The sequence below is a fragment of the Acidiphilium sp. PA genome (assembly GCF_026191915.1).
Taxonomy (GTDB): Bacteria; Pseudomonadota; Alphaproteobacteria; order Acetobacterales; family Acetobacteraceae; genus Acidiphilium.
Genome location: NZ_JAIMBY010000001.1, coordinates 213,427 through 226,027, shown reverse-complemented (window position 1 = coordinate 226,027; position 12,601 = coordinate 213,427). Strand labels below are relative to the sequence as shown.

Below are 12,601 nucleotides of genomic sequence, written 5' to 3'. Positions count from 1 at the left end.
AGACGAAATCCGTTTCAAGGATCGCCATGGGGGAGCCGCCGGTTCAGACTGATTCAGGGGAATCATCGCCCGACAAGCGCGTATCACTTGTCGCGACAGGCGGCACACTGCGGCGGGTCATCGATTTTTTCTTGCTGCCCTGGACCGGCGTTTTGATTGCCCTGGTGGTGATTTCGGGCAGCCTGAGCCTGGCGTCGCCGTATTTTCTCAGTTCCAGCAATATCATCGGCACCGTTGCGGTCTATTTCTCGTGGATCTGCATCGCCGGATTCGGTGAGGCCATGGTGATGATCGGCGGCGGGCTCGATCTGTCGGTGGGCTCGACGATGGGGTTCGCGGGGATGATTGCGGCACTCGTGCTGTCATCGGGCCTGGGGCTGGTGCTCGCGATCCTGGCCGGGTTGGCCGCGGGTGCCGCGGTTGGGCTGGCCAACGGTCTCGTTATTACGCGGATCGGGCTCAATCCGTTCATCACGACGCTCGGTTCGCTCAGCATCGTGCGCGGCCTGACATTCGGTGTGGTTCAGGGCATGGCCGTCACACCACCCGACCACGGCGCCGGCGCGGTGTTCTCGGCGTTCGGCACCGGCAGCGTGCTGGGTATTCCGAACCCGGTGCTGATCATGCTCGGGCTCGGGGTGCTGGTGCATGTGGTGATGACGACGCGGCCGTTCGGTCGCCATGTGTACGGCTTGGGCGGCAATGAGCAGGCCGCGCGGCTGCTCGGGCTCAACGTGAATCGCCTGAAACTCAAGCTCTATGTCGCGTCAGGCATGCTCGCAGCGATCGGCGGCATGCTGCTCACCGCCAAGGCTGGCACGGCCCTGCCGGATGCCGCGACCGGCTATGAGTTGAAGGTGATCGCGGCCGTGATCATCGGGGGCACCAGCCTCGCCGGCGGGCGCGGCACGATCCCCGGCGTGCTGATCGGTGCCGCACTGCTCGGCGTGATCAACGATGGCATCGTCCTGCTCGGCATGGCCGGATACTGGCAGCAACTGATCACCGGGCTGGTGATCATCGCTGCGGCGTCGATCGATATTCTGCGCCGCCGGCTGGAACGGCTGCAAGTCGCATGAACAACAACCAAGGAGGAAATCGATGACCCGTATGTTCGTCATTCAACCAACGCGCCGGAGCCTGATCAAGACGACCGGCGCGGTCGCGGTCGCCGGGCTGGCGATGCCCGCGATCGCGCGCGCGGCAAAGCGCTACAGCATTGCCGTGGTGCCGAAATCACTCGATAACCCGGTCTTCTACACCGCCCATTACGGTGCGATGCAGCGGGCCAAGGAACTCGGCGACGTCGATCTGATCTGGACCGCGTCAGCGACCTCCGATGCCAGCCAGGAAGCCGAGATCATTCAGAATTTGATCACCCGCCATGTCGACGGCATGGCGATCGATGCCAATGCGCCGCAGCCTCTGATCGCGCCGATCAACGAGGCGGTCGAGAAGGGGATTGTGGCCATCACCTGGGATTCCGATGTGCCGGGCAGCAAGCGCGCAGTCTATTATGGGGTCGATAACACCAAGATGGGGGCTCGGATGGGTGAAGAGGCGCTCAAACTCATGGGCAAGCCGGCGGGCAAGGTGATTTTGGTTTCGGGCGGCCCCGGTGCGACCAATCTCAACGCGCGGCTGGCCGGCGTGAAGCAGGCGATGGGCAAGCACAAGGGGATCGAGTTCCTCGGCCCGTATTTCGACGATGACGATCTGACCAAGGGGCAGGAACTGATGAACAATCTGCTTACCGCGCATCCGGACGCCAAAGCGATCGTCAATGTCGCGGCGGTCGCGTTCTTTGGCAAGGTTGCGGCGATGCCCAAACTGATTTCCAATCACGGCAAGGTCAAGATCATCGGGTCGGATGTATTGGCGCCGGAAATTCCCCTCGTGCAGAAAGGCTATGTGCAGGCGTTGGTCGGTCAGGATTACTGGGGCTGGGGGTATCAGACCGTCAGCATCATCCACAACATGCTGACCAACAAACAATGCCGTTACCCCAAGCTGGTGCCGCAGCACATGCCGGTGGTGACCAAGGCGAACGCCGATCACTGGGCGAAGATATGGAAAGAGGCCGCGACGCCCGCGGGTGCGGCACGGGCGTTCAAGGAGGCTCCGGTCGGGTGCATGGCGACGTAGATCATGCCCGGTCCCATCCTGAGCCTGCACGGCATCCGCAAGAACTATGGACCCGTGCGCGCGCTCGACGGGGTCGATTTCGCGATCATGCCAGGGGAGATCGTATCGCTGGTCGGTGACAACGGCGCGGGAAAATCAACCCTGGTGAAGATCATGTCCGGCGCGGTACAGCCAAGCGCCGGACAAATCCGCTTCGAAGGCACGCCGGTGGTGTTCACCTCTCCCCATGACGCGCGCGACGCCGGGATCGAAACCGTTTATCAGGACCTGGCGGTGGTGCCGGAACTCGACGCCGAGGCCAATCTGTTCCTCGGCCGCGAATTGACGGGAACGGGGTTCCTGTCGCGGTTCTTTCTCGACCGCAAGCGGATGCGCGCGGCGGCGGAGGCCCATATCCGTTCGCTCAAGGTCAATCTCAAATCGATCCGTCAGCCGGTCGGGTTGCTGTCCGGCGGGCAGAGGCAGAGTGTTGCGGTGGCGCGTTCCATTTTGTGGGGCCGCAAGATGATCATTCTTGATGAGCCGACGGCGGCGCTCGGCGTGCGGGAATCGCGTGGTGTGCTCGACCTGATCCTGGAACTACGGGCACGCAATTTTGCGGTTCTCATGGTCAGCCATTCGATGCCGCATGTCTTCGAAGTGTCCGACCGGATTTTCGTGTTGCGCCAGGGGCGAAGCGCCGCCGTGCTCGACCGGCACGGCACGACCATGAACGAAATCGTCGGTTTGATCACCGGAATTCCGGTATCGGCGGATATGACACGCGCAGGATAATGCAGGATGCCGAGCATCTGATGCTGGTCCTTCGGTCAAGCGTCAGACCCACACCCACAACAGCATCAAGCAGCGTACCATAAATGGACATCGGAACCGCGCCGCTTCCCCCTCAAGTCCACCCGCCGCTCGTCCTCATCGCCGGGTCCTGTTCGTACCGCGCCGAATTCGAGTACCGCTTCAAGCGCCGACACGACCTCGCCAGCACGATCCCTCGACGCGGCTACGCCCTCGCCGAAGCATCTCCCATGCCTTATCGGTTGCGCAAATTGGCTCAGGTTTATGGGTAAGCGGGAAAAACTGCCTTGATTTGGGTCTGTGGCGGTGGAACTCTCTTACAGATAAGACGCTTTCCCTTCTACCAATACGCCCCCTGGCACACCAGGAAACCCACCCCATGTGACCGCAAAGAACGATAGCAACCCCGGGAGCGCCCCATGTCGAAATCCGCCGCCGCCATCCTGTTTGCCTTCGGCCTCGCCAGCGCCGTGCCGGCCTACGCGGCACCGCTTGCACCCGGCGCCACGGCTCCCGATTTCTCGGCCGCCGCCACCATGGCCGGCAAGACCTTCCAGTTCAATCTCGACCGGGCGCTTAAATCCGGCCCCGTCGTGCTCTATTTTTACCCCGCCGCGTTCACCGCCGGCTGCACCATCGAGGCGCATGATTTCGCCACCGCCATGCCCGCCTTCCACGCCCTGCACGCCACCGTCATCGGTGTCTCGATGGATGGTGTCGCCATCCTGAAAAAATTCTCGGTCAGTGAATGCCGCAGCCGCTTCCCCGTCGCCTCCGATAAATCCGGCGCCATCAGCCGCAGCTTCCACGCCGTCATGCCCGGCGACCCCCACTACGCCGACCGCATCAGCTACGTCATCGCCCCTGACCATAAAATCATCGCAACCTACCGCTCCGAAAATCCGGACCATCACGTCGCCACCACCATGGCCGCGGTGAAGGCGTGGGACGCCAAACACCCGCCCGCCTGATGCACCCAGCGAACCGGTCGCCTGACTTTATCTCCGGCACCATCGCCCGCTTTACCGCCCTCGGTCTTCCCACGGAGACCGTTCCGCTCTGGCTCTACCAGCAATTATGCCGCTGCAGCGACCCTGAATTCGCCGCGCTGTTCGCCGACCACCTTGATCTGCCAGGCATTTGCCCCGCCGATTACCTTCATAAAGTCATCCCGACCCCATCCGGCGCGCTGCTCGGCGGCATCCGCTTCTATGGCCAGGACAGCACGAAACCCTTCGTCGAACTCCTCGCCTGGACCGGCCCGATCGACCTGCCCGCGTGGCGCACCGCCATCACCACCGCCTGGTCCCGCTTCAAACCCACGCAATTCCGCATGCTCGCCGTAAATCAACCCGAGTTCGCCGGCGCCGTGATCGACCAGTCCATCCACGCCGGCCGCGCAGGGGTCATGGCCGAAACCCCGACCACCCCAGGCGTTGCCCTGCGACCCTGCCCAAACCCCGCCGATGCCGCCGCAGAGGTCGCTGCCTGGTACGACGCCTTCGCAGCCGATCACCCCACGCTCGCCGCCGAACTCCACCCCGCCGACACCGCCGAACTCGCCGCTTGCCACGCTAACGGCACGCTCGATTTCATTACCATCGACGGCGCCGTCGCCGGCCTGATCGCCACCGCACCCGGCCCGATCGACTGGCTGCACGGCCATGTGATGATCGAGGAAATCCTCGCGCCCGCCCACCGCGGCCGCGGCGCCGCCGCCCAAGCCCAACGCTTGCTCGCGGCCCGGCTCGCGACCACGCACGGCAGCGAAACCCTGATCACCGGGACCATCCACCGGCTGAACATCGCCTCGCACCGCACCGCCATCAATGCTGGAAGGCCCGCGATCATGGACTACCGCTTCCTGCCGCTCGGCTGACGAAATCGCGACGACCGCAGCAATACCAATTGGTAACCCGACCCTGCCATACCGCACTGCGGTAGCGCACCCGCCCGGTGCGGCGTATAGGACGCGCACCGAACCAGACAGGGGATCACCGATGAACAGCACTCATCCCACCATCACCAAAACCCGCGTCACTGCCATGCCGGGGGATGGCATCGGCCCTGAAGTGTTCGATGCGACCCGCCGTATTTTCGAAGCGGCCAATGCCCCGATCGAGTGGGAGATCGCCGAGGCCGGCGCCGCTGCGTTCAAGAAAGGCATCCCCTCCGGCGCCCCGCGCGAAACCCTCGACAGCATCGCCCGTAACGGCCTCGCGCTGAAGGGCCCGCTGGAAACCCCGGTCGGCTACGGCGCCAAATCCGCCAATGTCACGTTACGCAAACATTTCGAACTCTACGCCAACATCCGCCCGGTCCGGGAACTCCCGGGCATCAGGACGCCGTTTACCGGCCGCGGCATCGACATGGTGATCGTCCGCGAAAACGTCGAAGACGTCTATGCCGGCATCGAACATATGCAGACGCCCGATGTCGCCCAATGCCTCAAACTCATGACCCGCCCGGGCTGCGAGCGCATCATCCGCGCCGCCTTCGGCCTCGCCCTCGCGGAAGACCGCAAGAAACTCACCTGCGCCACCAAGGCCAACATCATGAAACTTACCGAGGGCATGATGAAGCGCGTGTTCGAACAGGTCGGGCCGGATTACCCCACCATCGCGCAGGACCACATCATCATCGACAATTGCGCCCACCAGCTGGTCATCGCCCCCGAGCAGTTCGACGTGATCGTCACCTCGAACATGAACGGCGACATCATTTCCGATCTCGCGGCCGGGCTGGTCGGGGGCCTCGGCATCGCGCCCTCATCCAACCTTGGCGATCATGCCGCGATTTTCGAAGCGGTTCATGGCTCGGCACCGCAGATCGCCGGCAAGGGGCTGGCCAATCCCACCGCACTGCTGTCCGCCGCGATCATGATGCTGCGTCACATCGGCGCCTTCGACACTGCCGCCACCATCGAACAGGCGCTGTTCATCACCCTGGCCGAAGGCGAAAACCTCACCGGCGATCTCTCGCCGCGCGGCCACGGTGTGGGCACCGATAAATTCGTGGGCCAGATCATCGACAATCTCGGCCGCTCCAGCAATCTGGCCTCGCGCGAATACCGCCCGCTGCACCTCACGCCCTGGCCCAACCTGACCGCCCATACCGAACCGAAGAGCCGTGAATTGATCGGGGTCGACGTCTTCATCGAAAGTGATCTATCGGCCGCCGACCTCGGCGCTTCGCTGACCAGAATCGCCGAAGGCAGCGCGCTCCGCCTCGATTCGATTTCCAACCGCGGTGTGCAGGTCTGGCCCTCGACCGGTGGCCAGACCTTCCTGGTCGATCATTTCGACTGTCGTTTCATGCTGCTCACCCCCGCCGAAGGCAACGTGCCGCAAGGCATCGCTGACCTGGTCGGCAAGATCGGCCAGAACCACGCGTGGATGCATGTGGAAAAACTTCAACGCTTCGACGGCAAGGACGCCTTCGAACGCCCCCAGGGCGAGGGCTGAGCCCCCGATCAGGTAAAGAGGCGTTGCCGGGAGAAGCGCCCGGCAACCAGCCATCCGATGGTCGACGCGACGCCACACACCACGGCCCCCCACGCCATGTCGATCAGCGTGAGTTCCAATGTCCAGTGCTGCAGGGTGGCATCATTGGTCAGGTCATACAGCCCGTAGGTGAACATGCCGAACAGCGCGCCGTAGCCCAGCGCGCTCGACGCCCGGCCGCTGGCCCGTGCCCGCGGCATCACGAACACCATCAGCCCCAGCACTTCGAGCAGATAGACCGCGAGCGCCGGCACCGGTTTGAACCCGGCGAGCAGAATGCCGCCGAGCGTCGCCCGATAGAGCGGCGCACTGGTCAAACTCAGCCAGACCGCATCCATCACCAGAAATGCAACCAGGGTCGCGCAATATAGTCCAATCCGTCCACGCATGGCCTATCCAGTTCCTGTTCACCATCGATATGCGTTGGTCGGGCGCGAGCGCAAGCGAAATCAACTTGGCGTGATCACCTGGCACCCCCATCTCGTGAGCGATGGACGCGGGCACCGCCATAACGACCGATACCAGCGCACCCCGCGCACGGCGCGCGCCAAAAACCTTTGCCGCGGTGAATTTTTTCCTCGCAGACGTCGCCGGCGGCCTCGGCCCGTTTCTGCCAACCTGGTTCGCCGAGGCGCTTCACTGGTCGCCCGAGCGGATCGGCTTGCTGATGACGCTCGGCGGCGTATTCGGCCTGCTGCTCAACACCCCGGGGGGCGCTCTGGTCGACCGCTTCGGCAAACCGAAATTGCTCGTCATGGCCGGGTCCGGCCTGATCCTGATCGGGGTCAGCACCATGGTGGCCGGTCGCGCGCTGCCGTACGTGATCCTGGGTGAAATCATCCAGGCCATGGGGGCGGCGGTCGTCGGCCCGGCGATGGCGGCGACCACCATTCTCTATGTCGGCAAGCGCCACTTCCCCAGCCAGCAGGGCCGCAATTCGGCCTGGAGCAACGCCGGCAACGTCTCGGCTGCCATCCTCGTCTTTCTCGGGGCCCGCCAGTACGGTGCCAACACGCCCCTGCTGGTGCTCGCCGCCATGGCGGCCCTTACGCTGGTTGCGCTGACCGCATTGAAATCACCCACGGGCGCCAGTACCCGCCTCGGCCTGGCCAGCGGTGGCACGCCGATGGGATTCCGCGATTTCATCCGCGAGCGGCCGGTGTTCGTGTTCGCGATCGCGTTGATGTTCTTCAACCTCGGCAACGCGGCGATGTTGCCTCTGCTGGGGCTCCGGCTCGCGCATTTCGGCGGCGCCCATGGCCGTGACGCAACGAGCTGGATGTCGCTATGCGTCATCGTCTCGCAATTCGCGATGATCGGTGTCGCGATCGTCGCGGGACGATTCGCCGAGCGGTTCGGCCGGATACCGCTGCTGATCGGCGCGTGCGCGGTTCTGCCCGTCCGCGCGGCGATCGCCGCGTTTGGCATCGCGCCGTTCTGGCTGATCCCGGTCGAGATCCTCGACGCCGCCGGGGCGGGCACCATCGGGGTCATCACGCCGCCGCTCACCGCCGATCTGTCGTGGGGTTCGGGGCGGACGCAGACGATCCTCGGTTTCGTGATGACGATCCAGGGTATCGGCGCGGCCACATCCAACGCGCTGGGCGGCGCCCTGATCGGTCTGATCGGCTGGAAATTCGCCTTTCTCGGCCTTGGCGCACCGCCGCTCATTGCGCTCGGTCTCGCGCTTTACCTGCGCCAGTTGACCAGGCATGCGGACGTGACCTGATCAACTCCGTGTTAATCTCAATCATTTAACGTGCGTTGCTGATAAATAGGTGGCACGTCACCCTGGAAGTATGAAACTGCGCCACCCTGGCGGACGGAGGTTTCTCATGAGTTTTTCACGCCGATTCCTGCTCGATGCCGGCGTCAAGGCCACGATCAGCCTGCCATTATGGATGCAGGCGGCCCTTGCGCGCGCCAGCGGACCCGACCGGGCGCGCATGATCTCGCCGGCGGCGTATCGCGAAGCGACCCGACATCGCCTGGTCGTGATCGATCCCGGTCACGGCGGGCACGATCCCGGTTGCATCGGTCAGGGCAATCTCTTCGAAAAGGACATCGCCCTGTCAGCGGCGTGGGATCTGCGGCATGCGCTGGAGCGCGGCGGCTATGAAGTGGTCATGACCCGGGCCCGCGATGTCTTCATTCCCCTGCAAAACCGCGTCGATATCGCGGAAAAACACAAAGCGGCGCTGTTTCTGTCGATGCATGCGAATTCGGTCGCGCCCAACACGACGGTGCGCGGTGCCAGCGTCTATACATTTTCCGATCAGGCGTCGGACGGCCTTGCGGCCACCATCGCGCGTTCGGAAAACAGCGTCGAGCGCATATCCAACCCGACGTTTCGGGGCGTCTCGCCCCAGGTCGGTAAAATTCTGTTCAGCCTGATGGCCCACAGCACGAAAATCGAATCCCTGCTCCTGCAGCGGAAAATGGTCGGCTCCCTGGGGCGTGAAGTGCCCATGCTGCCAAATCCGGCCCGGCACGCGACCTTCGCCGTGTTGCAGTCTTCCGCGATTCCCAGCGTCTTGGTCGAAACCGCGTTTCTGTCGAACCCGCAGGACGAGGCGGCGTTGCGTACCAACGCGTTTCGCGAGCGCATTGCGGGTTCGATGAAGGCGGCCGTCGATGCCTGGTTCCTGGCCAGGCGGCACGCCGTTGCAAACCTCTGAGGGTGCGCCTTGCCAAAACGCCGCCGCGTCACGCTCGGCCTTGGAGGGTTTGTCTGGCTGGCATCGACCCGCGCGTTGCGGGCCGATGCCCCCGAATCACCCCAAGCGGCCGGCTATACGATCCATCCCGGCGCCAACGGTGATGACTGCGGCAATTGCGTGTTCTTCCTGCCTGATCACGCAGCTCCTGCCCGCCCGGGGCGATGCCAGTTGGTCGCGGGGCCGATCATACCGTCCGGCCATTGCTTTTTCTATGCCCGCCGCTGATCTCCTGCACATGCCCGGGACCTGACCGGCCCCGGGCAGGGCCACACACCAGTCAAGTCGCCGTCGAACTGTCGATCCAGCCGATGTTGCCGTCGCTGCGGCGGTAAACCACATTCAGGGCGCGGTTGGCGGAGTTGCGGAACATCAATACCGGTTGATCCGCGAGATCCATGCGCATCACCGCCTCGCTGACCGACAGGAAAGCGATCTCGGTTGGCGTCTCGGCGACCACCGCCGCGTGCGGCCCGGTATCCGGCCCGCTGGCCTGTTCAGGGACGGCGCCGTTCGGGGCGGGCGCATCCTCACGCTCATAGACTTCCTGCAACACGTATTGGCGCGCCGCCTCCGGCCGTTCGCGACCGGCGATCTCGCGGGCGTGCTCGTTCACGCGGCGGCGATAGCGGCGCAGCCGTTTTGCGATATGCTCGGCGGCATCGTCGAACGCGGCATGGGCATCGGCCGCTTCGCCTTCACCGCGCAGGGTAAGGCCGCGGGCGGCATGCACGTTGATGTCGCAGGTAAAAAAGCTACGGGCGCGGCTGAAGGTGACGTTTGCCTCGAGAGCGTGATCGAAATATTTCGTCGAAATAACGTCCAGATGGTTGGCCACGTGGATGCGCAGTGCATCGGACAAATCGACTTGCTTGCCGGAGACCGTGATTTGCATCGCCAGGATCCTTGTTGTTAGGCGTTGCCCGCTCTTATCCGTGTGGGGCTCAGGGTTAGGCCGAAAGCCCCTTGTCCCGCTTGCGCTGCGCCGAGCCGGGTATGCGCATCGCCTCGCGGTATTTGGCCACAGTTCGGCGCGCGATGTCTATGCCTTCCTTTTGTAACATTTTGGCCAGGGCATCGTCAGACAGGACAACGTTGGCGGGTTCGGCCTCGATCAGCGCGGCGATCCGGTGCCGCACGGCCCCCGCGCTGTGGCTCTCGCCGTTCGCGCCCGACAGGGCGGTGGTGAAAAAGAATTTCATCTCGAAAATACCGCGCGGCGTTGCGATGACTTTGTTCGAGGTCACGCGGCTGACCGTGCTCTCGTGGATTTCGAGCGCAGCGGCCACTTCCCGCAGGGTGAGCGGCTTGAGGAAGCCGATACCGAGACGAAAAAATCCTTCCTGGTGCTGCACGATTTCACCCGCGACCCGCAAGATCGTATCGGCGCGCGATTCGAGCGCGCGGATCAGCCAATTGGCGCTCTGTATGCGCTCCGACAGGAATTGCCGGGTCTCGCGTGAGGCTTTCGCCGCCATACGCGCGTGAAATCCACGCCGGATCAGCACGCGGGGCATGGTTTCGGGGTTGAGTTCCAGCATGTAGTCGCCATCCGGGCCGGGGTGCATCAGCACGTCGGGGATCAGCGGCGTGATCGGGCCGGTATCGAACCCGGCGCCCGGCTTGGGGTTCAGGCGCTTGAGTTCGGCGATCATATCCCGCAGGTCTTCCGAATCGACGCCGCACAGCTCCATCAGGCTGCGGTGATCACGCTTCGCCAGGAGTTCGAGATTGGCGACCAGCGCCGCCATCGCCGGGTCGAGCCGGTTGCGTTCGGCGAGCTGCACGGCGAGGCATTCGGCCAGATCGCGGGCGAAAATGCCGGTCGGGTCGAATCGTAACATGGTCTGGCGCACCGCCTCCAGCGCTTCGGGCGCAACGCCGAGCGCCGTGGCGATCGCTTCCGGCGGATCGACCAGGCGGCCCGATGGATCGAGCGCCATCAGCAGGGCGGATGCGATGCGGCGCTGCGCCAGATCGGGGAAGGCCAGCCTGATCTGCTGCTCCAGATGCTCGCGCAGATCGGGCGGCCGATCGGCGATCTGCCCGATCCAGTCATCATCCTCAAAGCCCATGCCGCCGTCGCGGCCCCCATCGGAGCCGGTGCCGGCGTCGTAGACATTGGAAAAATCGGCATCGAGCGGCGCCTGAATACCGGCAGGGTCCACATCGATCGTCTGGGCATCGCGAACCTGGGCGAGCGGTGACGGATCCGGTGCCAGGGCGTGGTCTGCCTGACCGTCGGGCTGCGGCGCCAGCGGTTCCGCATCGTCGCGCTCGATCAGTGGATTTTTCAGCAATTCATCTTCGATGAACTGATTGACCTCGGTATTGGTGAACTGCAACAGCTGGATGGCCTGCCGCAATTGCGGCGTCATGACCAGCGATTGCGTCTGCCTTAGATCGAGCCGTGGTCCCAATGACATGCATGGATCATACCAACATCCTTAACCCTTTGGAATATCGCGGCGGGGCCTGATGGTGCGATTTTTGCATGGGGTGCGCCCGAGCGGACGCTGGGTCAGAACGCCGCCATCACTTTCAGGATCGCGGGGCCGCCGACGACCAGAAACACGCAGGGCAGAATGAAAATGATCATCGGCAGGGTCAGCAGCACCGGCAGGCGGGCGGCGCGTTCCTCGAACCGGGTCAGCTGCTCCTGGCGGAGCTCAGCCGAAAGGGTCCGCAGCGCCTGGGTCAGCGGCGTGCCGTACTGGATTGTCTGGATCAGGGTCGAGCCCAGCCGCTTGAGACTATCCAGACCCGTGCGGGTGCCGAGGGCGGTGAGCGCGTCGCGCACCTGGTTGCCGATCCGCATCTCGTTGGAGGTGATGGTCAGCTCCTGCGCCACCGCCGGGTGGGTTTCGCGGATCTCGTTGGCGACGCGGGCCAATCCCGGCTCCAGACTCAGGCCGGCGTCGGCGCAGATCACCATCAGATCGAGCGCATCGGCCAGTCCTGCCTCGACGCGCTTGACGAAGCGTTTGCGCCTTTGCTGGATGATCATGTCCGGCCCCAGCAGGCCGGCGATCGCGGCCGCGCCGATCAGCCCGATTTTCGGAATCTGGCTGAGGTGGATGAAATGGAGCGATGCGAAGGCGATCGCCGGCAATCCCGCGAACATCAGCAGTTTCGCGCCGACGAACAGGCCCAGCGCACCCTGATCCCGGATGCCGGCCATGCGCAAGGTATGGCGCAGATCCGCCAGCGTCTTGGCGCTCAGCAAGCCGCTGCGCGCGACCGCAAACCCGAGCCCGACGATGATTCTGATATGAACCGGCTGGCGGTCCGCCTCGGTTTCGGCGGCGACCGACAGGCCGCCGGCGCGCGCGATGCGCCTTGCCAGTTTCTCCTCCTCGATCACCACCTTGAGCATCAGCATGGCGATTGCGGCGATCAGCAGAAAAAACGCAGGTATGCCGACATAGAGAAGTGCCATGGCCG

General features: G+C 64.1%; 14 protein-coding genes. 10 read left to right on the top strand and 4 right to left on the bottom strand.

Translation table 11 applies throughout. The features are described from left to right. Positions 1-26 precede the first annotated feature (26 nt). From AruPA_RS01085 to AruPA_RS01055, 7 genes are all read left to right on the top strand, one after another. Positions 27-1,079 (top strand): ABC transporter permease, encoded by a 1,053-nt coding sequence (locus AruPA_RS01085; protein WP_265634317.1) that lies wholly within the window; start codon positions 27-29, stop codon positions 1,077-1,079. A gap of 22 nt (positions 1,080-1,101) precedes the next feature. Continuing rightward, a complete protein-coding gene (locus tag AruPA_RS01080; RefSeq protein ID WP_265634316.1) occupies positions 1,102-2,145 on the top strand; it encodes a substrate-binding domain-containing protein in 1,044 nt (347 codons plus the stop codon). A gap of 3 nt (positions 2,146-2,148) precedes the next feature. Further along, positions 2,149-2,919, top strand: a complete 771-nt coding sequence (locus AruPA_RS01075) for an ATP-binding cassette domain-containing protein (protein ID WP_265634315.1) — start codon at positions 2,149-2,151, stop codon at positions 2,917-2,919. Positions 2,920-3,002: 83 nt separating this feature from the next. Beyond that, complete coding sequence (locus tag AruPA_RS01070) at positions 3,003-3,209, top strand: hypothetical protein (RefSeq protein ID WP_265634313.1); 207 nt, start codon at positions 3,003-3,005, stop codon at positions 3,207-3,209. A 147-nt stretch (positions 3,210-3,356) separates the two neighbouring features. After that, positions 3,357-3,908, top strand: a complete 552-nt coding sequence (locus tag AruPA_RS01065) for a peroxiredoxin (protein ID WP_265634312.1) — start codon at positions 3,357-3,359, stop codon at positions 3,906-3,908. Next, a complete protein-coding gene (locus tag AruPA_RS01060) occupies positions 3,881-4,816 on the top strand; it encodes a hypothetical protein (RefSeq protein WP_265634311.1) in 936 nt (311 codons plus the stop codon). The genes AruPA_RS01065 and AruPA_RS01060 overlap by 28 nt, the downstream gene beginning before the upstream one ends. Positions 4,817-4,937: 121 nt before the next feature. Continuing rightward, entirely contained in the window at positions 4,938-6,401 is a 1,464-nt protein-coding gene (locus AruPA_RS01055; RefSeq protein ID WP_265634309.1) for an NADP-dependent isocitrate dehydrogenase, read from the top strand. An 8-nt stretch (positions 6,402-6,409) separates the two neighbouring features. Here the strand turns inward: AruPA_RS01055 and AruPA_RS01050 are convergent, their stop codons facing one another. Next, positions 6,410-6,829, bottom strand: coding sequence for a DUF2177 family protein (locus AruPA_RS01050; RefSeq protein ID WP_265634307.1), 420 nt, complete (start codon positions 6,827-6,829; stop codon positions 6,410-6,412). Between the two features lie 101 nt (positions 6,830-6,930). Here AruPA_RS01050 and AruPA_RS01045 point away from each other — a divergent pair, with 101 nt between their 5' ends. From AruPA_RS01045 to AruPA_RS01035, 3 genes are all read left to right on the top strand, one after another. Further along, complete coding sequence (locus AruPA_RS01045) at positions 6,931-8,169, top strand: MFS transporter (protein ID WP_265634305.1); 1,239 nt, start codon at positions 6,931-6,933, stop codon at positions 8,167-8,169. Positions 8,170-8,275: 106 nt separating this feature from the next. Beyond that, entirely contained in the window at positions 8,276-9,118 is an 843-nt protein-coding gene (locus AruPA_RS01040) for an N-acetylmuramoyl-L-alanine amidase (RefSeq protein ID WP_265634303.1), read from the top strand. 9 nt (positions 9,119-9,127) lie between these two features. Continuing rightward, complete coding sequence (locus AruPA_RS01035) at positions 9,128-9,385, top strand: hypothetical protein (RefSeq protein ID WP_265634302.1); 258 nt, start codon at positions 9,128-9,130, stop codon at positions 9,383-9,385. A 52-nt stretch (positions 9,386-9,437) separates the two neighbouring features. Here AruPA_RS01035 and hpf read toward each other — a convergent pair whose 3' ends face one another. The 3 genes from hpf to AruPA_RS01020 form a co-directional block, all read right to left on the bottom strand. Next, a complete protein-coding gene (gene hpf, locus AruPA_RS01030; protein WP_265634301.1) occupies positions 9,438-10,052 on the bottom strand; it encodes a ribosome hibernation-promoting factor, HPF/YfiA family in 615 nt (204 codons plus the stop codon). Between the two features lie 55 nt (positions 10,053-10,107). Beyond that, entirely contained in the window at positions 10,108-11,583 is a 1,476-nt protein-coding gene (rpoN, locus tag AruPA_RS01025; RefSeq protein ID WP_265634299.1) for an RNA polymerase factor sigma-54, read from the bottom strand. 95 nt (positions 11,584-11,678) lie between these two features. Further along, positions 11,679-12,596: a type II secretion system F family protein gene (locus tag AruPA_RS01020; RefSeq protein ID WP_265634297.1), complete on the bottom strand. Its 918-nt coding sequence runs from the start codon at positions 12,594-12,596 to the stop codon at positions 11,679-11,681. Between the last annotated feature and the right edge of the window lie 5 nt (positions 12,597-12,601).

Coding starts and splice junctions, on each gene's coding strand:
- AruPA_RS01085 (WP_265634317.1), top strand. CDS start 27: ATGGGGGAGCCGCCGGTTCAGACTGATTCAGGGGAATCATCGCCCGAC.
- AruPA_RS01080 (WP_265634316.1), top strand. CDS start 1,102: ATGACCCGTATGTTCGTCATTCAACCAACGCGCCGGAGCCTGATCAAG.
- AruPA_RS01075 (WP_265634315.1), top strand. CDS start 2,149: ATGCCCGGTCCCATCCTGAGCCTGCACGGCATCCGCAAGAACTATGGA.
- AruPA_RS01070 (WP_265634313.1), top strand. CDS start 3,003: ATGGACATCGGAACCGCGCCGCTTCCCCCTCAAGTCCACCCGCCGCTC.
- AruPA_RS01065 (WP_265634312.1), top strand. CDS start 3,357: ATGTCGAAATCCGCCGCCGCCATCCTGTTTGCCTTCGGCCTCGCCAGC.
- AruPA_RS01055 (WP_265634309.1), top strand. CDS start 4,938: ATGAACAGCACTCATCCCACCATCACCAAAACCCGCGTCACTGCCATG.
- AruPA_RS01050 (WP_265634307.1), bottom strand. CDS start 6,829: ATGCGTGGACGGATTGGACTATATTGCGCGACCCTGGTTGCATTTCTG.
- AruPA_RS01045 (WP_265634305.1), top strand. CDS start 6,931: ATGGACGCGGGCACCGCCATAACGACCGATACCAGCGCACCCCGCGCA.
- AruPA_RS01040 (WP_265634303.1), top strand. CDS start 8,276: ATGAGTTTTTCACGCCGATTCCTGCTCGATGCCGGCGTCAAGGCCACG.
- hpf (WP_265634301.1), bottom strand. CDS start 10,052: ATGCAAATCACGGTCTCCGGCAAGCAAGTCGATTTGTCCGATGCACTG.
- rpoN (WP_265634299.1), bottom strand. CDS start 11,583: ATGTCATTGGGACCACGGCTCGATCTAAGGCAGACGCAATCGCTGGTC.
- AruPA_RS01020 (WP_265634297.1), bottom strand. CDS start 12,596: ATGGCACTTCTCTATGTCGGCATACCTGCGTTTTTTCTGCTGATCGCC.